The 24,043-nt window shown below is 52.4% G+C and carries 20 protein-coding genes and 1 pseudogene; 14 read left to right on the forward strand and 7 right to left on the reverse strand.

All coding sequences use genetic code 11. The features are described 5' to 3' along the window. Positions 1 to 320 precede the first annotated feature (320 nt). On the forward strand, positions 321 to 695 hold the full coding sequence (locus tag AC2TAD_RS16785) for a DUF4345 domain-containing protein (RefSeq protein WP_480869042.1): 375 nt from the start codon (positions 321 to 323) through the stop codon (positions 693 to 695). Positions 696 to 711: 16 nt separating this feature from the next. Then, positions 712 to 1,569: a DUF302 domain-containing protein gene (locus tag AC2TAD_RS16790; protein WP_480869043.1), complete on the forward strand. Its 858-nt coding sequence runs from the start codon at positions 712 to 714 to the stop codon at positions 1,567 to 1,569. A gap of 240 nt (positions 1,570 to 1,809) precedes the next feature. On the opposite strand, the gene AC2TAD_RS16795 is transcribed toward AC2TAD_RS16790, so the two are convergent. Further along, entirely contained in the window at positions 1,810 to 2,235 is a 426-nt protein-coding gene (locus AC2TAD_RS16795) for a GFA family protein (protein ID WP_480869045.1), read from the reverse strand. A gap of 947 nt (positions 2,236 to 3,182) precedes the next feature. Between AC2TAD_RS16795 and AC2TAD_RS16800 the strand changes: the two genes are divergently transcribed. The 5 genes from AC2TAD_RS16800 (at position 3,183) to rfbC (ending at position 8,918) form a co-directional block, all read left to right on the forward strand. Beyond that, on the forward strand, positions 3,183 to 4,250 hold the full coding sequence (locus AC2TAD_RS16800; RefSeq protein ID WP_480869047.1) for a hypothetical protein: 1,068 nt from the start codon (positions 3,183 to 3,185) through the stop codon (positions 4,248 to 4,250). Between the two features lie 320 nt (positions 4,251 to 4,570). Further along, on the forward strand, positions 4,571 to 5,875 hold the full coding sequence (locus tag AC2TAD_RS16805; protein ID WP_209195820.1) for an NAD(P)H-dependent oxidoreductase: 1,305 nt from the start codon (positions 4,571 to 4,573) through the stop codon (positions 5,873 to 5,875). A 19-nt stretch (positions 5,876 to 5,894) separates the two neighbouring features. Then, positions 5,895 to 7,004, forward strand: coding sequence for an NAD-dependent epimerase/dehydratase family protein (locus AC2TAD_RS16810; protein WP_480869049.1), 1,110 nt, complete (start codon positions 5,895 to 5,897; stop codon positions 7,002 to 7,004). Further along, positions 7,004 to 8,353 (forward strand): UDP-glucose dehydrogenase family protein, encoded by a 1,350-nt coding sequence (locus AC2TAD_RS16815; protein WP_480869050.1) that lies wholly within the window; start codon positions 7,004 to 7,006, stop codon positions 8,351 to 8,353. The genes AC2TAD_RS16810 and AC2TAD_RS16815 overlap by 1 nt, the downstream gene beginning before the upstream one ends. A 31-nt stretch (positions 8,354 to 8,384) precedes the next feature. Then, entirely contained in the window at positions 8,385 to 8,918 is a 534-nt protein-coding gene (gene rfbC / locus AC2TAD_RS16820; protein ID WP_480869051.1) for a dTDP-4-dehydrorhamnose 3,5-epimerase, read from the forward strand. A 248-nt stretch (positions 8,919 to 9,166) separates the two neighbouring features. Here the strand turns inward: rfbC and AC2TAD_RS16825 are convergent, their stop codons facing one another. The 3 genes from AC2TAD_RS16825 to AC2TAD_RS16835 form a co-directional block, all read right to left on the reverse strand. Further along, on the reverse strand, positions 9,167 to 10,336 hold the full coding sequence (locus tag AC2TAD_RS16825) for a glycosyltransferase (RefSeq protein ID WP_480869052.1): 1,170 nt from the start codon (positions 10,334 to 10,336) through the stop codon (positions 9,167 to 9,169). Positions 10,337 to 10,445: 109 nt separating this feature from the next. Beyond that, on the reverse strand, positions 10,446 to 11,360 hold the full coding sequence (rfbF, locus tag AC2TAD_RS16830) for a glucose-1-phosphate cytidylyltransferase (RefSeq protein ID WP_170355784.1): 915 nt from the start codon (positions 11,358 to 11,360) through the stop codon (positions 10,446 to 10,448). A gap of 187 nt (positions 11,361 to 11,547) precedes the next feature. Then, positions 11,548 to 12,750, reverse strand: a complete 1,203-nt coding sequence (locus tag AC2TAD_RS16835; protein WP_480869053.1) for an O-antigen ligase family protein — start codon at positions 12,748 to 12,750, stop codon at positions 11,548 to 11,550. 394 nt (positions 12,751 to 13,144) lie between these two features. On the opposite strand from AC2TAD_RS16835, the gene AC2TAD_RS16840 reads away from it, so the two are divergent. After that, positions 13,145 to 14,572 (forward strand): oligosaccharide flippase family protein, encoded by a 1,428-nt coding sequence (locus AC2TAD_RS16840; RefSeq protein ID WP_480869054.1) that lies wholly within the window; start codon positions 13,145 to 13,147, stop codon positions 14,570 to 14,572. Positions 14,573 to 14,867: 295 nt separating this feature from the next. Here the strand turns inward: AC2TAD_RS16840 and AC2TAD_RS16845 are convergent, their stop codons facing one another. Further along, the gene (locus AC2TAD_RS16845; RefSeq protein WP_480869055.1) at positions 14,868 to 15,218 is read right to left on the reverse strand and encodes a hypothetical protein; all 351 of its coding nucleotides are present in this window, start codon (positions 15,216 to 15,218) and stop codon (positions 14,868 to 14,870) included. Between the two features lie 258 nt (positions 15,219 to 15,476). On the opposite strand from AC2TAD_RS16845, the gene AC2TAD_RS16850 reads away from it, so the two are divergent. Together AC2TAD_RS16850 and AC2TAD_RS16855 are read left to right on the forward strand one after the other, a co-directional pair. Beyond that, complete coding sequence (locus tag AC2TAD_RS16850; RefSeq protein WP_170355789.1) at positions 15,477 to 16,181, forward strand: sugar transferase; 705 nt, start codon at positions 15,477 to 15,479, stop codon at positions 16,179 to 16,181. A 42-nt stretch (positions 16,182 to 16,223) separates the two neighbouring features. Continuing rightward, entirely contained in the window at positions 16,224 to 17,528 is a 1,305-nt protein-coding gene (locus AC2TAD_RS16855; protein WP_353392688.1) for a polysaccharide biosynthesis/export family protein, read from the forward strand. A gap of 120 nt (positions 17,529 to 17,648) precedes the next feature. On the opposite strand, the gene AC2TAD_RS16860 is transcribed toward AC2TAD_RS16855, so the two are convergent. Together AC2TAD_RS16860 and AC2TAD_RS16865 are read right to left on the reverse strand one after the other, a co-directional pair. Further along, a complete protein-coding gene (locus AC2TAD_RS16860; protein WP_480869210.1) occupies positions 17,649 to 19,484 on the reverse strand; it encodes an AAA family ATPase in 1,836 nt (611 codons plus the stop codon). Between the two features lie 63 nt (positions 19,485 to 19,547). Further along, positions 19,548 to 19,883: pseudogene (locus tag AC2TAD_RS16865) on the reverse strand (Wzz/FepE/Etk N-terminal domain-containing protein); the annotation flags it as partial. 266 nt (positions 19,884 to 20,149) lie between these two features. Between AC2TAD_RS16865 and AC2TAD_RS16870 the strand changes: the two are divergent. The 4 genes from AC2TAD_RS16870 (at position 20,150) to AC2TAD_RS16885 (ending at position 23,836) form a co-directional block, all read left to right on the forward strand. Continuing rightward, the gene (locus tag AC2TAD_RS16870; protein ID WP_170355795.1) at positions 20,150 to 20,950 is read left to right on the forward strand and encodes a WecB/TagA/CpsF family glycosyltransferase; all 801 of its coding nucleotides are present in this window, start codon (positions 20,150 to 20,152) and stop codon (positions 20,948 to 20,950) included. A gap of 73 nt (positions 20,951 to 21,023) precedes the next feature. Then, on the forward strand, positions 21,024 to 21,905 hold the full coding sequence (locus AC2TAD_RS16875) for a sulfotransferase family protein (RefSeq protein ID WP_480869056.1): 882 nt from the start codon (positions 21,024 to 21,026) through the stop codon (positions 21,903 to 21,905). A 37-nt stretch (positions 21,906 to 21,942) separates the two neighbouring features. Beyond that, on the forward strand, positions 21,943 to 22,908 hold the full coding sequence (locus AC2TAD_RS16880) for a glycosyltransferase family 2 protein (RefSeq protein WP_480869057.1): 966 nt from the start codon (positions 21,943 to 21,945) through the stop codon (positions 22,906 to 22,908). A gap of 1 nt (position 22,909) precedes the next feature. After that, positions 22,910 to 23,836: a glycosyltransferase family 2 protein gene (locus tag AC2TAD_RS16885; RefSeq protein ID WP_480869058.1), complete on the forward strand. Its 927-nt coding sequence runs from the start codon at positions 22,910 to 22,912 to the stop codon at positions 23,834 to 23,836. The last annotated feature ends 207 nt before the right edge of the window (positions 23,837 to 24,043 follow it).

The following is a 24,043-nucleotide window of genomic DNA, read 5'->3' on the forward strand; positions in this document are numbered from 1 at the left end:
TGGCACGCGATGTACCGGCACGACATCCAAAACACTCTGGCTGCATTATTTCGGTCAAACGAAAGCAGCAGTAGCGCCAGTCTGGTAAAGGCACATCTTGAAACCTTAGAGGAATTCTTCCGAGTGGGAAGCTGGTTTCCAACCAAGGTTAAGTTGAAGAATAGACATCAACCGAAGGTGTCATCTCTCAGAAGGTTAATGAGTCATACAATATGCCTTTCTGAGTGCTGTTTGGGCATCCGGCTCGGATCATCGGATGCCCCAAAAAACCGACTAGGAATTTCGCAAAAGAGCGAAACCTCTACGAGAAGGAGTCCTCCATGAGTGCTAGATTGGTCCTTCTGCTTGCTGCCGTCGGCCTCGTGCCAATTGCGTTATCATACGGTCTGATGCCCGGCAGTTCGATCCCAGTTTTGCTGGGATTTCCGGTGGAAGGGACGAACCAAACCCACGTGTTCCGAGCGATTATGGGTCTTTACCTGGCAAACGCATTGTTTTGGTTGGCGGCCGCTTCGAAACCAGAATTACAGCGCCCTGCGCTTTGGGTTCTGTTTTTGTTCATGTCGGGACTTGCCGTTGGACGCATGCTAAGCATTCTTATCGATGGAGTTCCAAACGAGCTACTTCTATTTTATCTTGCGGCCGAGATAGCTTTTGCAGCTCTGGCGGCGGTTTCCCTGAGAAAAGTACAATAAAACAGAAAGTGTTAAAGTGCTGAGGTTTTTCTTTGTTCTCTCGATGATTACAACAGCGTCGGTTTCGACATCCGGTCTGGCACAATCGATATCTGTCCAGACTGCGGTGGACAAAAACTTTTTAGAGCTTGAGACTGCCGTTGTCGAAGCGGGAGCTACTCCAATCGCATCAATAGATCACGCGCGCTTGGCCAAAGCTGAAGGCGTAGAAATGCCAGCATCACGTGTACTCATTTTCTCTGATCCAGAGATAAACACGCCCATTCTGGAAGAGAACGTACGAGCAGGTCTGGACCTTCCTTTTCGCGTTCTCTCCTTCGATCAGGATGATCGCCCGCAGATCGCCTATACAGACTCTCAGTTCCTCAAAGTGCGGCATGGTCTGAATGATACCCAAGCGTTAAATACATTTGATAGCAAGCTGCTCGAAGTTCTGAACGGCTTGGATGCAGCACCAGGGCCGACGAACGGATTGTTTGCCGACTATGGGGTCATCGAACTGCAATCTCAGCTCAGCGTACCAAAGGCAGTGGAACGTCTCAGTAAAGCAGTGATGGAGCAGGACGACACGGTCTGGTTTGGGGAAGTCGATTTTGCGGCCGAAGCGTCCCACCTGGGGGTGGAACTGCCGGATGCAGTTCTCTTACTGTTTGGCGGACCAGCACCCGGTGGCGTGGCAATGACGGGCTTTCCAGCAATTGGTTTGGATGCCTTTTGCCAAAAACTACTGGTCTATGCGAATGAAGAGGGCGGCTCCGTAGTCATTTTCAATGACATCGCTGCCTTGGCAGAGTTGCACTACGGTTCCTCAGCCGAGCCTCATCACGGTTTGAACAAACGACTTACCTCAACATTTCAAACCGCAATTGAGTAGCCGCTGTTTGGAAACCGCAATAGAAACCCGATACCGATTGGCCAACTTTTTATCTTGCGCTTTGTGCTCGATGAGCAAAATGACGATGTACGCTTTGGACGGCGAGTTGCCGGATGCAAGTGCAGCATGCCTTTAACTTTGCATTGTAGGTCTGGAATCGATGCAGAGGTTCACCAAATTGTTGCGAACAACCGCAATGCGGACAAAGCCGCCATATGGAACATCAGGTGAGTTCCCAACCTACTGATATCCGTCTGGGTCGTTAGGGGTGTGCAGTAATGTGCCTTCAAACGCGTCGAGATCATCTGTCATATGCAGCCAAGGCAACTTGCTTTGCTTGTTGACGTGAAAAGTGGGTTTGAAATCTTCCGGGTTTTCGAGAGACGCAGCGTAGAGGTGCATTCCGCCCGGATAGTGATCAGCTTCAAATCCAATGGGTGACCCGCACGTCCCGCAAAAGTGCCTGAAAACGCCTTTGGTACTTTCATAAGTACGGGGTTTATCACCAGTCCACTCAAAGCTCTCTATTGGCACACCGAACCACGCAACCACCGGCGCGGCACAATTCCGACGGCAGTCATCACAGTGGCAATAGCATGCCCATGTTTGATCACCCTGGTAGACCCAGCTTGTTTTTTTACACAGACAATACCCGCGCGTCGCCATTCGGTTTTCCTCCAACCCTTCGGCAACATAGGACGCAGGCGGGTTTTGAGATGGGTACTTTCGGACGTTTCATCAGTAGAAAACGTCGAAGCTCGGGGGCAATTCGGGCTCGAAACGGTCATCTGAACCTTTCTGTAAAATTTTGGCTGAGCCACGTAAACTAGCCCTTCAGAAGCGACCTGCGCGAGCGTAACGCCCGCTTTCACGCCTCAACGACCGCGGTTGGAGGAATCGGATATTGGGTTGAGGCGAGGCTGTTGCATGCAGGGTATCTCACTTTAGCATTGGACTAGCCTGGAAAAATTTCTACTAAGCCACTGATATAATGAAATCATTAACGGTCTTTTAATCAGTGGGTCGCAGGTTCGAATCCTGCACGGCTCACCACTTTTTCGAATAAACACAAGCTGTTGATTGGTTGCACAAAGGTGGCCATACGTTCTCACTTGGTTTCTGAAAGCAATACGGAAGCATAGTGACACCGATTGAACTGTACCCAACGAACCACAGCGAGAACGCCTTAGCAAAGGGTTTAAATTTCGAACCCTTCACGGATCACCGCTTTGCCGGAAAAGCGATATCCTTTTGGGAAAGGACCTCAGACACAAGAGCGACGCGGCCTGGCAAAGACCGAAGCTAAGGGTATGGTTAGTCAATATCGCTTTCACTGGGCAGCAGGAGCTTGGAAACTATCGGGACTATGGGTCGTCGCTTTGATGGAATAACTCGATTTTCGTACCCGTCTTGCGGCAAACGACGGCCGAGTTGCGAGAGAACTGCAAATGTGTCAAGTTTTCCAAGTAAGGTTTTACCGACAAGGAAGCTACGTTTTTTAGCGGGAACGACAGACCAGCTAATGGTCAAAAAGCTTTAGGTGTCTGTTAGCGAAGCAAGACGGCAGTTTTGAAACTTCGGTTTGTTACTCTGTTTTAGACTGGAATTCCATTGTGTTAAAAGAATTCGCCAAGCAAGTACTGCAGATTTCTCCGAAGATACCGCTTTTTATCCTCGATCGGCTAATTAAAGAATCGCAGCCAACCGACAAACGCGCAAAAGTCGTATTTTCGGCCCTGACAAAGGCTGGGCCACTCGCCAACGGAAAGGTTTCGGCATTCGAGTTCCTTCCGACGTTCTGTGACACTTTGCGAAGGAATGGGTTCGCAACCGAATGGGCGTCGAATGTTGCCGAATTGGATGCGTCTCTGAGCGATGAAGTGCCGGTTTTTCTGGTCCACCTATTTGGTGAAGACCATAGTGATATTTTCAGTGCGAAGGTGCTGGATCTCGAAAAGAAAGCCATCGCGACATTCAATACCGCCGAGGCTGGTCAGTTGTTGGCGGACAAGCTGGCGTCGCACAAGGCATTTGTGGATGCTGGTATCCCGGTTCCGACGCTCAGGGAAACCGGGGGCTTCGTCAGAAGTCGTTTCGGGACGGCCTTACCGACCGAGATTCAAGAGGGAACCGAGGCACTACCTGCTGAGGATGAACGGCGGATATTTACTGACTTCATTGACACGCGGATCGAGTACGACGGCCGACTGTTCTACACGACCGTCAGAATCGTTTGCATCGACGACACGATCCTTCATTCATATCCGAGGGCCCGCGACGCGAAGGAAGAGAACCCTAGTGTGCATGCCAAAGATACTCCCCTTGAACCCGCTTTGGTCGAATACCTGAACGACGCTCTGGTCGTCCCAAATGCTGAGGCATTCGAAGGCATAGCGCGGAATCTACACCATGTTCTTGGCCACGGTTTTTTCGCGCATGACTTGGTAATCGATAACGTTTCAGGTGAAATCTTTGTTTGTGAAGGGGGGTTTAAGTTCGACGACCCTTCCTACTGGCGGCATATGAAGCGCATTTCCTCTGATTTACCCAGTCAAGCTGTCCTGTTTCCAATTCAAAACTTTGCAAAACATTCGTCGGAAACATTTTGTCGACGCTGCCTGTCCATTCTTGAAGAAACCCAGGTCAAAGTGGCGTCTGCAGCAGGCCTAGGGTCCAATTGACAGAGCTGACAGATGCGGAGCGCACCGAGCCATTGATCACGAGGCGAGTGACGCATGGTTCGGATGGTTTTAAGGGAAGCACACCCCCGAATCCGGTGTCACTTTTGACTATTCTTTGGAATGCGCCGTGTTCAATCAGCCACTGAATGCTCAGATAAATCGAATCGTTTATGTGAATCACGATTCCAGTTTATCCTTTGATCAAGTGCTTGTGAGCAAAGCGCGTTGGTTTGCGCAAGGCCCAGTCTGACTAAAGTCTGCCATTTGCTATCTACTGGCGCAAAGATCGAACTGTTAGTTTTTTTATTGGTTGTATGTAAATGATCATTGTTGATACCCTTCTCAAGAACCGTGCTGCCGAGAATAATCCAGTCCGGATCGGTGTATTTGGCGCCGGGTTCATGGGACGCGGTCTGGTCAATCAGGTTGTGCGATATACCCCCGGAATGCATGTCGGCGTCTTGTGTAACCGCACTGTTTCCGCCGCGCGGCAGGCATTGCTGGATGCCGGCGTTCCCCCCAGTGATATCGTCGAAGCTGAAACTGTCGCTGCCGCTGACATAGCCGTCGAACAGGGCAAGTCCGTGATCACCGCAGACCCTTTGGTGGCCTGTGCGATGTCACAGGTCGATGTGTTGATCGAAGCAACTGGCCATGTGGAATACGGCGCTCGGGTCACGACAGCTGCGATTGAGAACAGCAAACACATGGTTCTGATGAATGCCGAGTTGGACAGCACGGTCGGGCCTCTGCTTAAGCAAATGGCAGATCAGGCGGGCGTTATTCTGACTGGATGTGATGGCGATCAGCCGGGCGTGCAGATCAACCTGCTGCGATTTGTTGAAAGCATCGGTCTGATCCCTCGGGTTTGCGGCAACATCAAGGGCTTGCAGGATCGTTACCGCAATCCGACCACGCAGGAGGGTTTCGCCAAGCAATGGGGGCAAACCCCGCACATGGTCACCTCGTTCGCGGATGGCACCAAGATCAGCTTCGAGCAGGCAATTGTGGCCAATGCAACCGGGTTCAAAGTGGCGCAACGTGGCATGATCGGGATTGAGCACAAAGGTCATGTGGACGAGTTGACCGGGGCCTATGATCTTGACCAGATCCGCGCATTAGGCGGGATCGTTGAGTATGTGGTCGGTAGTCAGCCCAGCCCCGGCGTATACGTCTTTGCCGAGGCGCAGGACGATATGCAGCGCCACTATCTGAACTATGGCAAACTGGGGCAGAACGACCTTTACAGCTTTTATGTGCCTTACCACCTGACGATTTTTGAGGTACCGCTGTCCGCCGCGCGTGTGGCTTTGGCCCAGGATACCGTGATCGCGCCTATCGCCGGTCCCGTCGTGGATGTAATCACCTGTGCCAAGACCGACCTGAAAGCCGGGGCCAAACTGGATGGTCTGGGCGGATACATGACCTATGGCATGTGCGAAAACTATGACGTGGTGCGGTCGCAGAACCTGCTACCGATTGGTCTGGCCGAGAACGCAACGCTAAAGCGCGATATCTCGAAAGATGCCGTCCTGACATATGACGATGTCGATCTGCCAACCGATAGCCTCACGGTCAAACTGCGCCAGCAACAAGACGAAATGTTCCCTGTTACCAGTCCTTAACTTTAAAGAGAAAACTCTCGTGAAAACTGCTCAAGATGTTGTTTCTGCTGATTTAGACTATATCGCCCGCAAGATTGGGCCCGAGTTTCAAGCCATGTCGGGTCAAAACCTTCTGATCCTCGGAGGCGCAGGGTTTCTGGGATTTTACCTTGTCCAATCCGTCCTGCATTGGAACAAGCTGTCCGGCCAAAAGCCGATCTCATTGACCGTTTTCGACAATTATATCCGGGGCGTTCCCGATTGGCTGAAAGCGATCGAAGGTGATGCCAACCTGACCTTGGCCACGCATGACATCACGAACCCCTTGCCGGATGATATGGGCGATTATGACTATATCATCCACGCGGCCTCGATCGCGTCACCGATCTACTATCGCCAACACCCGCTCGAGACGATGGACGCGAATGTTGGTGGCCTGAGGTATATGTTGGAATATGCTTTGAAACAGGCTCAAAAGGGCAAGCCGATCAAAGGGTTCCTGTTCTACTCGACCTCCGAGATTTACGGCGATCCGACCCCCGAAAACATTCCCACACCCGAGACGTATCGGGGTAATGTGTCCTGCACTGGCCCACGCGCCTGTTACGACGAATCCAAGCGGTATGGAGAAACGCTGTGCGTCGTGTTCGCGCAACAGCACGACCTGCCGATCACGATCGCGCGGCCCTTCAACAATTATGGGCCGGGGCTTAAGATCTCGGACCGGCGGGTTTTGCCGGATTTCGCCCGCGATATCTTTGCGGGGCGCGATATCGTAATGCTCAGCGATGGCGCACCAACCCGGACGTTTTGCTACGTCGCCGATGCGGTCTGTGGCTATTACAAGATCATGCTGAACGGAAAACCGGGTGAGGCCTATAATATCGGGATCGAAGAACCTGAGATTTCGATGGCCAATCTGGCCGAGCGTGTCACCGCGATTGCCAAGGATGAATTCGGGTATTCCGGCAAGGTCGTGTTTCAGGTCTCGGACGACAAGGACTATCTGGTCGACAACCCAAACCGCAGGTGTCCGGTGATCGCCAAGGCCCGCGCCGAAATCGGATATGACCCCGAGATCGGCGTGGATGAGGGCCTGCGGCGTGCGCTGCTGTGGTACAGCGACAATCAAGAGTCAGAGGATAAGTGATGCGCGTCTCGGTTATCGGAACAGGGTATGTTGGGCTGGTTTCAGGCGCTTGTCTTGCGGGTAAAGGGCACGATGTGGTTTGCGTGGACACGGTTCAGCAAAAAATCGACCAGATCAACGCCTGTACCCCGCCCATACACGAAGACGGACTGGCCGAGCTGTTGCGCGAAACTGTTGGCAAGACCCTGCGCGGAACAACAGACCTGCGCGAAGCGGTGCTCAACTCAGACATTTCACTGATCGCGGTTGGAACGCCGTTCGACGGCAGTGAAATTGACCTCAAATACATCCGCGACGTGTCCCGTCAGATTGGCGAGGTGTTAAAAGACAAAGACGCCTACCATGTCGTGGTGGTCAAAAGCACGGTGGTGCCCGGCACGACGGATACGGTGGTCACGCCCATTCTTGAGGAAGCCTCTGGCAAAAAAGCAGGCCAGGATTTCGGCACCGGTATGAACCCCGAGTTTCTGAAAGAGGGTGAAGCGATTGCCGATTTCATGCATCCCGACCGGATCGTGATCGGCGGCAATGACAGTCGCGCAATCGCCGTGATGGATGAGCTTTATTCGGTTTTCCCCGGCGTCGACATTGTGCGGACAAACCCGGCGACAGCGGAAATGATCAAATATACAGCCAACTCCTTGTTGGCGACGTTGATTTCCTTCTCGAATGAAATCGGAAATCTCTGTGCCAAGGTCGGTGTCGACGTTGTCGAAGCGATGGAGGGGATGCATCTGGACAAGCGGTTCACGCCGATCCTGCCGGACAACGCGGAAAGGGTCTGGCCGGGGTTCATAACCTATCTGGCGGCGGGTTGCGGCTTTGGCGGAAGTTGCTTTCCAAAGGATGTAAAAGCGTTGATTGCCTATGGCGAAAATGCAGGTGCACCCATGCCTCTGCTGAACGCGGTGATCCAGACGAACACCAAACAGCCGCATCAGATGATGGATCGGCTCAGATCGCATATCCCGGCTTTGGCCGGGCGGCGCGTCACTGTTCTGGGCGTGGCGTTCAAGCCGGGTACGGATGATATCCGCGAAAGCCCTGCTTTGACCATTATCAGCGAGTTGTTGGCAGATAAGGCTGTTGTGACCGCTTATGATCCAATTGCCCGGCATGAGGCCGAAGCACTGTTCGGGGACAGGATTACCTATGAGGACGATCTGAAACAGGCTCTAAATGGGGCAGATGCAGTCATGATCGTCACGCGTTGGCCCGAGTTTTCCGAGCTTCCCATGCTGTTGAACGGTCAAACGGTACAGCCTTTGGTGATCGACGGGCGCCGGATGATACCCAAGGACAGCGTTTCTCGGTACGAAGGTATCGGTCTGCAGCCTGCGGTGTCCTAACCATCGGCAGTGGAAGGAAAAGGGGACAACGATGATCTTTCAGGAAACGCCTCTGTCCGGTGCCTATCTGATCGAGTTGGAGCGGCGCGGCGATGATCGCGGCTTCTTTGCCCGGACGTTCTGCGCGCAAGAGTTCGCAGCGCATGATCTTGTGACCAATTTCGTGCAGGGGAACATGAGCCTCAGCCGTGACGCAGGGACTTTGCGCGGTCTGCATTTCCAACACGCCCCGGCGCAAGAGACCAAGTTGATCCGATGTGTTGCGGGCGCGTTGTTCGATGTAATTGTTGATATTCGCCCCGGTTCCAAGACCTATCTGCAGAGTTTCAGCGCTGAATTGAGCGCACAGAACGGACTTGCCATGTATGTGCCCAAGGGCTTTGCACACGGGTTTCAAACGCTTCAGCCAGACTCAGTCGCCAGTTACATGGTTGACGAGTATTACTCGCCGCAAAATGAGGGTGGGTTTCGGTACGACGACCCCGCGCTTAGTATAACGTGGCCGCATGAAGTGACTGAGATTTCAGCCAAGGACACAAGTTGGCCGCTGATCGAAAACGACTGATACGGGGGGCGTGTTCTCAGGCGAACGCGATTCCTGAAAGCGATCAATCGAATCGGTTTTCAAGCGATAGTTTCCAAAAAGCTAACAATCAGTTTCCATTCGAGGAGTGGACACAATTTTGCCACAATGTCATTCTTCTCGTGTGGGCGGCAAGTTTGATTTTAGCACGTTCTGGTTTTTTGACTGGTTTTGAGGGGGTACTGAGTGCGACCTGCCGCCCCACGACTTCACCACAGAAATGGGATGGATCAAGTGGCCGCCACGGCATTCGGACCAAGTGTCTGTTCCTGTTGCGTTGCACCTAGTTTCCCCGCGATATCTGAAAGGTGCTGACGACGTTTTAGCATACCGTCGGGCTCGGGCAGGTTAAGATGGTCCAACACTTGCGCCCAACGATGCATCCAGTCGTGTTTTTGCAGGCCGTGCGCAAAATTGACCCTGCGAATCCGATCCTGTTCGGCGGGATCATCCCAAAGGGCCACGATCCTTTCCAAGGCTTCATCGGGGTCTTCGGGCAATCTGATGACCGAGTCGGGCCAGTCGAAGAACCGATGATAGTCCTCCATATCCGGGGCGTATCCGACCTGAATAGCACCGCCTGCAAAGCCCTCAATGTGTCGCGGGCCCCAGGCGATATTGCCTGCTTTTTGGTCTGCATGGCCCAGTTTGGCGATATCCACCATGAACAGCTTTGAGTGCTGAATCAGATTCGCCAGCAAATCGCGATGCACCGTATGATCACCGGTGATCGGGGGTTTGGTGGCAGAATCGTAGATGTAAAAGCCCTGTCTCTGCTTGATTGCGGCAAGCAGGTTCTGGTGCAATTCAGCGCGGCGTCTGCCCATGGAATACATGTCGACCGGCCGATCGACGTTCAGGGAGTCGGGCGCGAACCGGACCATATCCGCGGCGGCGGGCATCTGGATGACGGGGGTGTCGGTCAGATCCTGAATCATGCCGCAAGTTTCGGCAAAGGCGCAGGCGATCAGGTCGAATTGCGAGAGGGACTTGATCAAAGGAGTGTATAGATCGATATCGCCGCTCCAAACCTCTTCCAGTACACAGACTGCCGTGTCGCATTGGTCGCGCCAGTTCGGTACCGCATCCAGTACCAATAGCTCATCAGGTCTTTGCACATTGCAAAGAAAAAGATCGTAATCCTTGGTCAAGCGAGATTGCGGCACACCAGAGGGCCAGTGCTGGAAAAGGTCCGTCCGTTTGGACAACCATCGCTTGGGATTCAACGGAATGCGAGGTTGTCTGGTACGGGTCGGTGTCAGAACCTGAGCGTCCTCGATCTCGGCAACGACATCCTCGAACTCATAGCCCGAGCACCGAGAGATATTTGTGTTGAGTTTGCGTTGCGAGAATATCAATACCTCGCGTCGCACCGGCGCGGAAACTGCGGAACTGGTCACACTTTTACTCCTTACACACAACGCACGCCTGGACCTGATCCAAGCTTAACGCCTTGTCGCAACGCCTTTCTGACAGACGGTCTATGCCCGGCCCGAATGGCGGTTTGTGTCACAGGGACTTGTATCTCACCCAATCGCCGGGATTGCCGCCTCGGCCTATTCCGGGGCGGTGTTTTCCGTTGCCATCTTCTGTGGCCTGGGGCGCGTTGCCGTTCGCGTTTTCCCAGGTTGCCCAGGGCCGGTTGCCGCTTTTCCACATATCTTCAAGGCGACGTTTGTCGGCAAGGTGATCCATGCAATACCAAAAGCCGGAATGGCGATAGGCCATCAGTTGGCCCAATTCCATCAGCTTGGGCAGAGGGCCTTCTTCCCACATGATTTCGTCGCCATTGACGTCCGCCACTGCGTCGAACACCTCGGGTTCCAGTACGAAAAACCCGCCATTGATCCAGTCAGCAGCCGTTTCGGGTTTTTCCATGAAGCCTTCGACCAAACCATCTTCGCGGACCTGCAAATGGCCGAACGTCGTAAGGGGTCGTACCATGGTGATCGTGGCCAGCTTGCCATGTGACCTGTGGAAGGCCAGCAACGCATCAAGGTCGACGTTGGACACGCCGTCGCCATAGGTCAGCATGAAAGTTTCGTTGCCCAGATAAGGCTGCAGTCGGGCAAGGCGCCCGCCGGTCATGGTATTGGTCCCAGTATCAATAAGATCAACCGTCCAGGGCGGCATCTGCGCGTCCAGCACACTGTTGTGATATTCGGGCTCGCCGAACAATTCGCGTTTGGCGAAATCCACTCGGAGGTTTCCGTCGTGCTGGCATAGATCGGATATATACTGCTTGATCAGATCGCCCATATACCCAAGGGCCAAGACAAAATCGTGATGCCCATAGGTCGAGTAGTGCTGCATGATATGCCAAAGGATCGGCCGGTTGGCGATTTCAACCAGAGGCTTGGGGCGGATGCGGGTTTCTTCGATCAGGCGGGATCCTTTGCCACCTGCAAATATTGCTGTCTTCAATTGGGCCTCCCCAAAAGTTCCTAAGATTAGAAAAAGACTCGAATTTTCAATATTCAAAGTCGACAACACTTGGCGGGTTGCTGTCAATCTTCCCGCAAGATCAAAGCGCGATTGCAGAAGCAGTTTTTGGAAACATTGCGCAAAATATGCAATATTATTTCCATAACGGAAACGCACGGCGCGAATTTTATTGTTGGGTTGAAGCTTGACCAGTGCGCACGGTTTTAACGATCAAGTTCATCTTGGTCGCATAAGCCACGAAAAACATCCAAGTGGCGGAAAGCCTCTCCAGAATAAAACTTTCAGTTATGTTGCCAAAGACGAACATCATCCCAAGAACTAGGGTGAAGGCGATCGAGTCGCGGTTCTGGATGAACCACAGGCTGTAGAAAATCGCGTAGAAGAACCGCATGAGCGCAAGAAAAAACAAAACAACGCCGACAAATCCGACATTCAGGAAAGTTTCAATCAGGCCATTGTGGGAATAGAAAGGCTGAAACGCCAGTTTGATGAAGTAAATGCGTAAGTACGGTGCGTCTTCGTACCAATGCGCAACATAGCCGTATCCCAGCCAAAACCTGTCCATCGCGTAAGGCCATACGATTTCCCACAGCGGAATACGGTCTGAAAGCGTTGGCTTGCGCCCGATCAGCGCGAACAAAGGCTCTGCGACAGTCGATGTCAGAACAAATGCAGTCACGCCCACCAAAAACAGCGAGATTAGTGTGAAGCAGATGGCCCACATGATTTCGCGATTTGGGAAGAGGCCGCGGAAAAAAAGGGCAGACATCGTCACCACAGCCAGGATCTGAGAGGTTCTGGATTCTGATGCAATAAGCAGAAACAGGGACAGCAGTGTTAGAAAAACAAACAGAGTTTTCAGTTTTCCCGTAAGTGTTTTCACTGCATAGGTGCAAGACAACAAGGCAGCTGTGGCCGCTGCCCCAAGCCCATTTTTGTGCATATAGATTCCATTCCAAGTGTCCCCCCACGGCGGGATACCCCTTGCTTGCGGGAACGCAATGATTGCCCCCATTGCCAGCACCATGGATAAGCCGAAAAATGTCGCAATGAACAAAAGCAACCCTCGCAGCGACATCATACTACCCATGGCCAGGCCGAATGCGGTTGTTACGATTAGCGGAATGCTGCGTTCCAAAGACTCGGCGGGATAGGTGCTCCACGTCACTGATGCTGCAGCAAGGATCACAATCAACACGATCTCGGGTGATGCGACGGCCCCCCGGAGCAAATGCCGATAATAGAGGCACGTGATCGCAAGCATCGGCGCCAGAGATAGGATTTCGATTTTATTCGCCAGCGAGTTTTGCCACAGCACGATGGACAAAAGCCCAGTTCCCGTCAGAACGATCAGAACCTGGCACACCATTAATACGACCTGATGGAATGTGCTCCCATCCAGGGTCTGGCTCGAAAATGTGCGGTATGTTGCTTTCATAGGGTCAAGGCACGATTCAGGGTTCTGATTAAAAGAGCCTATAAGCTCCAATAGACGGCTCAGGCCGGGAAAGCGTACTAACCACCCTACGCCTTGTCTATCTTCGTGAACTCAATCGAAACGGGTCGGTCTCGAGAACGCTCGTTCAAGTCTGCTTCAGAGCCCACTTTGCCTGCTCGAGCAAGGGGGAAAGTTGACAGGTCAAAAGGAGGGCTCCATCCTTGCTGCAATTCCAATGCAGTTGTGTATGAGTCGTGTAAGTGCCTGATCACGGCAGTTAGGTTCTAATGAGTTTCAAAGAGGCGACCACAGGGTGCCGGTCTCGATGACTTGGTTCTTTGTTCCCAGAATCCTGTCCGCAGTTTTTGTGGTGGCGATCCTAGTCGTAATTACCCGTGTTTTGGGGCCGGCAGATTTTGCCAGGTACAATCTGACAATGTTACTGGGGACTATTCTGTTCTCGTTCACGTTTCTCTGGCTGGTTATCGCGATCAGCCGATTTCACCATGCTAAGGAATTCGAAGGTACCACGATTGCAATGACCTTGGGCGCGGGCGCGATCTTGTCGGTCATGGTGTTGGTCGTTTCCGTAATTGCTTCCTTGATTTTGCCCGGAGCATGGGTGGACGGGCTGTTTTACGCTGCGATCTTCAGCGTCAGTCTGGCAATGCACGAAGTGGGAACAACGTGCCTTCGGCTGTATCACGAAGGCCCGAAATTCGCTGCGGTCACCCTGCTGCGTCATGCGCTTGGCGTAGCCTTCGCGATCGGGCTTGTGCTAAGTGGCGGGGGGTACAAAAGTGCGGTGATCGGAATGTCACTGGGGGCTGCGCTGACGGGTGCCTATGCGCTGGGTATCGCGTTAAAGAAGTCTGGTATCGCCTGGCCACAGCTCAGCGCAATAAAAACCTACCTGTGGTTCGGTTTTCCGCTGGCCGTGGTTGCGTCAAGCTCAACGTTCTTCGCGATGTCGTCGCAATCTCTTTTGGCTGCGTTGGCCGGGTTAGAGGTTGCCGGATACTTCGCCGCTGCGCAGGCACTGGCTACACGAACCTTGGGGCTACTGATGAGCACCATAATGCGCGTTGTCGCACCCTCTGTCTTTGAAATGCAGGAAAAGCATGGCACCGCAAGCTCGAACGCTTATCTGGAGCGTTACTTTTCGTTCTTGATGCTGGTGTCGATTCCCCTTGCTGCGGCGCTGATCTGCGCTCCTGAGGTCTTGGCCAGTCTTCTGTTCGAGGCTGATTTTGTCGAGAATTCTTCAGAATACCTTCGGATATTGACGCTTGGTTCGTTTATTTTCGGGCTTCAGGGTGCCTATATCAGCTTTTCTTTCACGCGGGCGAAACGGACGGGGTTGCAACTGACCATAACCTGCTGTGCCCTGATAGCGCATGTGATCCTGTCTTACTTAATCATCGAGCTCTTGGGCGCGCGAGGCGCCGCTCTTGCCTTTGCACTGAGCGCCCTCCTGAGTTTTATGGCCTATCAGTATTTCGGTCGCAAAATTGATCCGGTCACTGTGCCAGCGCCTGAAATCTACAAGGCCATTGCCGGGACCGTTGCCTTTGTTCCATTGGGGCTATTGGCCAACTCGTCATCGGGCTTGCCGGTTCAACTTGGCTTGTTGACCCTTGCCGCAGTGGCGATGTTTGCCACTCTTGTGGCCGTAAAACAAACTGCCGCTCTTGTTGTCGTCGCAAAAATCAGGCGCGGGCTGAACATCGGCGAATTTCCCTCTTTGAAATAGCGTATTATAAACAGCTTCTTAACCAATGCCCGCAAAGCCCAAAAATATTGGGTGGCACAATTTTGCCTAACGACGCTGCGTATTTTGGTTTTTTGTGCCGGATGAGTCGTTGTTCCAGAGATATGATGGTACTATGACACCAGCTTCAAAATTATGTGTCAAAGCATAACGAAAGGATTCACTGACCTATATTGGTGAGTGGGTGCCCCAAAAAACGCACATTTGAGGCGCATGATAGGCAGAGTAAAATACGCGAAACACCAAGAGCAAGAGCTTAGAGAACAATGCTAGCAGTCTACTTACTGGCAGGTCCGTTGATCGCCGCAATGTGTTTTGTAGCATTTCTTATTTCCGGAACGACCATTGGATCAGCTGCGTTGACCAGCTTGTTCATCGGATGTTGTGCTCCGGTTCTGATCGCGGGTCTTAATTTTGCGTTCAACTTAAAGTTGCGTGAAAAATTCACGCGTAAAGTGTCGATGAAAACCGAAAACTCTTCTGGTCGCAATGCCTGACGGCGTGTTGTACGATTAGCTAATCTGACTCTTCGAGCAAAAAATTCTACATCGTCCTGCGAACCGTCGGCGCCTGGAATTTGCGGAAAATTCAGGCAGCTGAGCCTATTCACTTTGTCAATTAATAACAAAAAAGTTGTTTCGCCTCGTCAGAAGTGCGATCATCTTGTGGGGCTACAATTCTGACCACGTTTTTTAGTGAGTCGGGAGAATATAATGGGTGGGTAAACGCGCATCATCGCGCGCGACCTCGAATCTATTGAGCGAAAATTAGGTTTGCTGGAACGTCGTGAGCCATTTGGGTTCCAGGCGTGTCTCGGGTGCATTTTGTTTGAAGAATGCTCCGTCGATGTGGCCGTTGTCCGAAAGTGCTAGTTTTGGGGGTTACCATGAACCAACTTCGAGGTTCTTTCCAATTAGAAGACGCTGAAATTTATCAAAATAATCAAGCTTCTGTACAGCTTGAGAGTGACAAAGACAGTTTGAAGAGTTTTTATGCCGTAAAAGGGAAGCGCATTCTGGATGTTTTTCTGGTTGTGATTGGTGCCCCATTTGTCCTTCCGCTGATGGGTTTAATTGCCCTTATGATCAAGCTTGAGGGGGGGTCTGTCATCTACCGGCAAAAGCGCATTGGATTGGGTGGCAGGGAATTCGACTTTTTGAAGTTTCGCTCGATGGTGCCTAACGCCGATCAGCTTTTGCAGAAACATTTAGACGATAATCCTAACTTTGCGTCTGAATGGGAAACAAAGCAAAAGTTGGACGACGACCCAAGGGTGACGAAACTCGGGCGATTTATCCGCATGACCTCCTTGGATGAACTGCCTCAGCTATGGAATGTTTTGATTGGTGACATGAGCCTTGTTGGACCACGTCCCATGCTGCCTGAACAGCAGAAGATGTATCCCGGGAAGGAGTACAATCTGATGAAACCGGGCATTACCGGACTTTGGCAGGTTTCCGAACGCAACGACGTTGGATTCTCGCATCGCGCGATTTTTGACAGCGACTATTCGCGGAAGATCAGCCTTTGGTTTGACCTTAAGATACTGGTTCGAACCGTTGGGGCGGTTTGCAACGGTACCGGCTGCTGACTGCGGCGTGTCACGGTGTTTTTCGGTAAGAGATATTTTGAAATGAAACGCGACGAAAGAAACGGCGACTGCGGCGTGCAACGGGCGAAAGCCATTCGCTTGGTCTCCGGAGTGATATTGGGCTTGTCCCTTAGCCAGTTGGTGGCGACCACAGCAGCCGCAGATTTTGATCTTGAGCCGGGGGACGAAGTGACTGTCGCCTTCACCGGGCTCGAGGATCTGTCCTTTGACGCGACCATAGATGCGCATGGGGATGTCAATTTAAAATGGTTGGGACAGTTTCAAGCTCAGGGCAGGTCCACGGATGAACTTGAACAACTCGTCCGACTGGATGCGGCCGGAAAAATCGTCAAGCAATACGACCAGAACGGCGAGATCTACATTATCCAGCTGGACGGCGATGAGATTGAAATCGTGCGCAACGGCTACCGGCCGATTATTGTAGGGGGCGATGTTGCGCAAACCGGTCAAATCGATTTTCGGGTGGCAATAACCGCGCGCGAGGCCGTGGCTTTGGCCGGTGGTGTCCGAAGCCGCCTGCTGACTGACGATATCACCATTGATCCTATTCAATTGCTGCGATGGCAAACCGCTTACGGACAAGCAGCACTAAAACATGCAGAAGGTATTGTTACGGCGTGGCGTGCCTCGTCCGAGATTGCTCAGGACATGGATTTGCTGCCTCCGGTGGAAACTGCGGTTTCGGTATCACCTAAAGTTCTGAGTGAATTGGTGGCCGAGCAAATCAGAATCCGGAAAATCAACCAGGAAAATGAAGCCGGTGAGCGGGAATTTTTCACGAATGCAAAAAAACAGGCTTCTGAAAGAATTCGGATTCTCGAAGAGCAAAAGACCGAATTGGCCAAGGCGCTGAAGGCCGACGAAGAGGAAGAAGCTAGAGTCGTCAGCCTGGTCGACAAAGGTCTGGCTCCTGGGTCCCGTTTGGCTGATACGCGGCGTACGACCGTTCTTTCAGCGACCCGCCTTTTGGATGTCGAGGAAGACCTCGCGGGCACAAGTCTGATCATGACCCGGCTGATACGGGACCAAGAGCAATACGAACAAGAGCGATCGTTGCGGCTGCTTCAGGAACGAAGGGCAGCTACTTTGGACGTTCGCGACGCGCGGCATCAGATGGACACTATTTCGAAGTATCTTGCGGGCGCCTCGGATGAAATCGGTACTGAAAGCCTGATTATGGATATCGACTACACCGTTACCGTTTTTCGGATGGTAGATGGCCAGTTGCAATCCCGAGAGGTCGACAAGCTGACTCAGTTGCTGCCTGGGGATAGCCTTGAGATCTCGGTCCAGGAAATCGCGCCGGAGCCTCCGCTGACGGAGTGATCGCGTTCTCTTCCGACCTTGTGCTGAACCGAAACTGGCTAAACTGTGTTTATCGGCAGGTCGCATTCAAACTCACGACGGCAGACGTTCTGCACGCTTGAACCCACCGGCTAACCCGGCTTAAGCCATTAGCGGATCGCCATATTTTCTAATTTGCTTCATATCCACGCGAGTTGCGACCAAGGCAGCCGGACGTACCCCTGCATTTTCCAGCTCACGCATTGCCTGCATAACATAGTTTCTGTCAGTCTTGTTCCAGCGCGTGAACAGAATGACACGCTGCGACACCTGAGAAAGATAGGCGGACTCCACGGCCTGCAAAAGTGGTGGCGTGTCCAACAGAATGACCTCGTATGAATCCGCCAACCCATGCAGTAGGTTCAGGAAAGTTTGAGAACACAGAAAATCCTCAACGGACTTGATCAGTTTGGTGTCTTTTTGCGTTCCGACAAGGGGAAGAACATCCAACCCGTCCTGTGGTGTTCCAACTATGAAATCCTGCAGAGATAACGGGTGGTTGACAGCGTATTTCAGAGACTCTTCGGTGACTTGAGACAGGTCTCGATAAGTCGATGTTACTGTGTCGCAATCCACGATCAATGTTCGATACCCCGCCTGGGCACCGACAGCACCAAGCAGTAGAAGCGTAGAGGTCTTGCCTTCATCCGCCAGCGCGGTTGCGCCTGAAAAGATCATGCACCCGTTTTCCGGAGTACGATGGTTGCTTTTGATGTCCAGACTCTTCGAAAAAAACTCAGCAGCTTGAGACGTCGACAATTCCCCATCCTGGCGAAGTGTTCGTAAGCCAAAATCGGCGTTCGCCAAAAGCTTGCGCCCGTAGTGAAGAAGCTGGGAATCGATCTTACCGTTCTTTGTAAAAAATGTTTCGAACGGACGGTTCCGTTTCATTTCTGGCACAATCGCCGACAACTTGATGCCAGTGGTGTTTTCAAGTTCGTAAGTCGTTCTCAGGCGTTTTTGGAATAGTTCGCGAATAACAACATATGCCAACCCAAAGAAAACAACCACGATCATGACCATAAGCGCAGTAACGGAGCGCCGTGGTTCGGAAGGCTCAACGGGAACCCGCGCGGTTTCGATAATATGCGCGCCAGCGTCCAGGTACTCTCCTTGCTCTGCACGACGGCCAAGCTGAGAAACAAAATCCCGATAGATTGCTTCAGCGACCAAAATTTCGTTTTCAATTCTCTTGGTGACTGAATCGTGCTGAACTTGACGAACCTGTTGTTCCTTGAAGTTTTCGATAGTGAGATTCAATGCCGCAAGTTGCCCTTTCAGAACGTCAGATCTGCGTTCTGCAGCATTTTGGGCATCTTCGAGCACCGCAACGCTTTCCTTAGAGTCGAGGGCCTTGCCCGGAACTTGGGACATCAGCCCGGTCTCTGTCGCGAACTCGACCGCTTCAATCAGTTGATCATTGCTTTTCAGGAAACGCAGGGTCTTTAACTTCCCGTCGATCTCGAACAGTTCATCACCAACCAGAGCTGCTCGTTTTTCGGCCTTAATTCTCTGCGCCTTGATTGTCGCGTATTCGTCCGGAGTGAAGGGGGTATCAATCGAGTGCGCCTCGAGATCCGAGCTGAGCGTGTTCAGGTCCTCGCGTATTTGACCGATCCGGGTGGCAAGCCATTGCTGCGATTGCACAAGGTCGTCGCGCTTCATTCTGGTCAAAAGCGTCATATATTCACTGGCCAGACTGTTTGCGATTAACGCCGCTTTTTGCGGAGATTCCGAGATTACCCGAATTTCGTAAACCGCCGAAAGATCGCCAATCTGTTCAATACTTCTTGAGTCTTGCAGGTTTTTTATGGTGGTTTCTCGCGTCAGGTCCAGTTCTGGTTGACCTTCACCGCTGGTCGCCAGCTCGTTGTCTTCTCCAACAAGGTAGGCGACCAGCTGGTCTTTCAGCCCCCGTGCCAGATCAATCGGAGACAACGAAATAGCTTCGTCTTGCCCTGAAAACTCGGGGTCGTTCTGCAACTCCAACCGGTCAACGACAGTTTCTATCAAGTCAGTCGAGCGCAATAAGACCAGTTCGCTTTCAAGGGAAGTTAGCGACAAGGGCAAACCGGATACTTGCGGTGTGAATTCAGTTTCCGTCTGAACGCGGGTTTCGATCATTACCTTGGCGTTCGACGTATATTTTGAAACCGACAGATACGTCAGGGCATAGGCCACAACTGCCCCCATGAAGCCTAAGCATAGTACCCAAAACAAAGAACGCCGGATTGCCCAGGCAATGTTTGACAGAACCCTAAGCTCCGGGTCGCCTGCCGAGGTCAGTCCCAGTCCTGATAGTTCCGCATCCAAACTTCTTCGGTACTGATCGGTCATAACTCACAAACAAACTAAATATCTATATCTTGAAACATAAGCCGAGAGGGGGGCATTCAACAGAAAAATCTGCAATTGCGCGAACAATAGACTAAAATTTTAACTATTGATGCTAAAAGTCGAGATAACGTGATAAGAATAGTCTTAACTTAAGTTAATTCGCCCGCAATCCGGGTTTCAGAGCCAAATTTAATAGTAAGAATCACTACGCCTGCTAACCTTACGCCGTACCTAGTATCTACCTTTGTTTTTAGGGACGACTGATTATGAGTAAACATGCCGAAATGCGTTTGCCGCATATTTTGGTGGGTGGAATGCCTGTCGCAGTTGCAAGTGACGAAGAACTCACGTCAGCCATGGTTGAAGACGTGAAGCAACGTAGGTCAGGACAGCTGGGCCGTGCGTTGACTGTGTTTTCGTCTAATGCGCATGCAATTTCCGCGTATTCCACGGATGAACGGTTCACAAAGGTCATGAACTCTGCCGATATTGTCCATGCGGACGGCCAGATTGTTGTCTGGGCCTCCAAGTTCATTAAGGGCCAACCCCGAATCCCCGAACGAACTGCGACCACTGACTTTATTCATTCGGCGGCAAAAGTCGCCGTGAAGAATGATCTTAGTTTTTATTTGTTGGGCGGCGTCGAAGAAATAAACCGCGACTGTACCGAAAAACTCAAGGATTTGTATCCCGGTTTGAAAATTGCCGGACGGCGCAATGGGTACTTCGACGAAAGCGAAGAAGATGCCATTATCGAAGATATCAATGCGAGCGGCGCGGATATTCTTTGGGTTGGGTTGGGTAAGCCGAAAGAGCAATATTTCGCTGCGCGCATTGCTCCAAAGTTGGAAAACTGCGCTTGGATTGTGACCTGTGGCGGGTGTTATCATTACATAGTTGGTGATTACGCTCGGGCGCCTTTGTGGATGCAAAAGTCGGGGCTGGAATGGTTGCACCGAATTGCAACTGGTCCGCGATACCTGATCAAAAGGTATGTGCACACCATTCCGCACGCGCTGAGTATTGTTCTGAGAAAAGACATATCCCGGCGATTGCGGCGGCAATAACACACACCGCCGGCGTATTTCGTATTTCAAGTCGTCGGGCGGGTTCTGTTGATGAGTTGGAAGGTGTTTTAAAGTGGCGAAAGTCGGATTTATTGGCATTGGCGCGCAAAAAGCCGCGACAACATGGCTGCATCATGTCCTCGCGGAACACCCGGAAGTGGTAACCAGCGAAACGAAAGAGCTGAACTTTTTCACTGCAAATTATGACCGTGGGTACACGTGGTACGAATCCTGTTTCGACGACAATTCTGAGGGCCGTATCAGGGGTGAGTGTTCGCCCACCTATTTTTTCAGTCGCGACGCAGCTCAGAGGGCACGGGCCTACAACAAAGATCTCAAACTGATCTGCATTTTGCGTGATCCGATCGAGCGGGCGTTTTCGAACCATATGCACGAAATACGCAAGGGCCACATTGATCCGGCAACTTCGTTCGAGACCGCATGGGCGCAAAACCCTGCCTATGCGCTTCAAAGTCACTACAAGGCCAATCTGGAAAGTTGGCTTGCCCATTTTGATCGAGATGCGCTGCTGTTGCTGTTCTCCGAGGATATTTCCGCCGATCCCCGTGGCACCTATGATAAAGTTTGCGACCACCTTGGCGTCGCGGCCGAGGCCAACCCTGTGTCCCTGGGTGCCCGCCACCATGAAAGCATCACGTATAGGATGCCCGGGGTGCAAAAAACACTCCGATATGGCGGCGATACAATCCGTTCGTTGGGCATGCCGGGTCTGGTAAGTTCCCTGAAGGAATTGCCGGGATTGAAACAGGCGCTGTCGATGAACAGGCAGCACCTGAAAACCAAAGTGGCACCGCCGATGCCGGAAACGCGGCAACGCCTGGCAAGTCAGTTCATGCCGGACATGGAATATGTGGCCCAACAAGCTGGTCGGGATGTCTTGCCGTGGCCGACATGGCGGGACGTGTTTGCTGACCGTTCCGAATCCCAAGGGTGAGTCATGGGGTTCTTCCAACCAGTTGGGGCGATTGAAAATGTGCGCTAAGGTTCAGCAAGACCCCGTTCTGCATGTCGCGATTTGCATTGCGACTTATCGGCGACCCCATGGGCTGAAAATGCTGATCGAAAGCCTGAATGCGCAGTATCTGGACGGTTGGAATGTCCGGATCACGCTGGTCATCGCGGACAACGCGCCGGATGAAACGGCACAATCCCAGTTGGGCGACATACACGGGCTCAGCCTTTGGCCGGTGATCTACGTGATCGAGCACGAGCGCGGAATTGTTTCGGCGCGCAACCGGACTCTGGCTGAGGCCCCATATGATGCAAGGTATTTCGCCTTTTTGGACGATGATGAAACGGCCTCTCCTACTTGGTTGGCGCGCATGCTTGATGTGATTGAAACACCCGAGACGGTTGCTGTGCAGGGCGCAGTCCAGCCCAAGTATCGGAAACAACCGCCAGATTGGGTGGACGCATTAGGGCTGTTTCAAATGGGGCCTTATGAACATCGGGCTCAGTTACCTTCTGCTGCAACGAACAACTCGATCGCGGATGCTGCGGTCATTCGGGCGCATGGCCTGCGGTTCGACATGCGCTTCAACACGACCGGAGGCGAGGATGAAGAGTTCTTTTCGCGGTTAAAGCAAACGGGCGGCATGATCCGGTCTGCAGCCGATGCGCTGGTTTGGGATGATGTCCCGGAAAACAGGACCACCATGCGTTGGCTAAGCCGACGTTGGTTCCGCAAGGGCAATACATTGGGGCGCATCGCATTGATCCGGCGTAAGGGGGTGGTTCTACGGATGGTCAAAGGCGTCGGGGCCATCGGGTGGGGGGCAACCTTGTGCCTGTGTTTGGGTTTCGGCTCCAGAGCAAGGATGTATCGGGGTGTTCTTGAAGTCTGTCGTGGTGCGGGAATGCTGGCGGCGATGGCGCGATTAACCTTTTCCGAATATAGCGCGGCGGCCGTTCAGGTCGATCGCATAGGGGGGCGTTGACATGCAGCAGGCAAACCCGGTGTTTTCGGTGGTTATTCCCGCACGCAACATGGAACGTTTCATCGAAGAAACGTTTCAAAGCCTTGTTGCCCAAACCTTCGCAGATTTCGAGGTTCTTTGTATTGACGACGGCTCGTCCGACGGAACTCGGGGCATCATCGAAGAGTTTGCCGGTCGCGACCCGCGTTTCATTCCCGTTGTCGGGCCGGCCAAGGGTGTTAGCGCCGCACGAAACTTGGGTCTAAGTCTGGCGCGTGGTGTCTACGTGTTATTCCTGGATGCGGATGATCTGCTGCACGCTGATGGGCTGCTGTTTTACAAGGACGCTCTCGAAGGTTCTGACGCAATCGGAGCGCTGGCGGGCGTCCAGCGTATAAATGTCGATGGTGAACATCTGCGCGGTGCTGATAACAGGTCGCTGGTACCGGACGGAGAACAACTGCCTGCCTTGTTGAAAAAGAACTTTGTCGTAAACGGAGGCGCGCTTGCCCTGCGCACCGAGGTGGCACGGCTGTCCGGAGGATATGACGAAGACCTGACCGCCGGGGAAGATTGGGAATTCTGGTGCCGTGTCTTGCTGCATGGCCAATTCAGCGTGATCCGAGGCCCGGCTTTGTTGTATTACCGTCAGGTCGCAAACGGGGCGAATTTCAAAACACGCAGTTCGCTGTTTGTGCAGCAGGTGCCTTGCGTCAAGAAGATTGCGGTTAATCCTGAGATGCAAAAAGAATTCGGCGCGCGTTTGCGTTTTCTTTTACGTGCGCGGCACATAGATGCGTTTTGGTCGGGTGTCCGAAATCAGTACCTGTATGGGCGCAAACCCGTCGCCTTGTTCGAAGGCTTGTGTGGCGTGATCATGTACCCGGACAGCTTGTTTCGCCCGAAATTGATCTGGCGCTTCGTTCGCAGTTTGGATCGAAGGGTGTAAGATAGGCGAATGATCAGAAGGGGGCGCATGATCAATGGCTTTGTCTCGGCGTATTTTTTTGTTGCAAAGCACCTGTTTGGCAGGGCTTTTGTCGATTGGGGCCGCGCCGGTTCATGCTCAGGCGCGACAGCATGTGACAGAAAATAGTGTTGGATTTATTGGCGCAAGTACTGTCCAGCTCACTCTTGTTGATACCAAATTGGCAGC

Source organism: Ruegeria sp. HKCCD7628 (genome assembly GCF_057221005.1).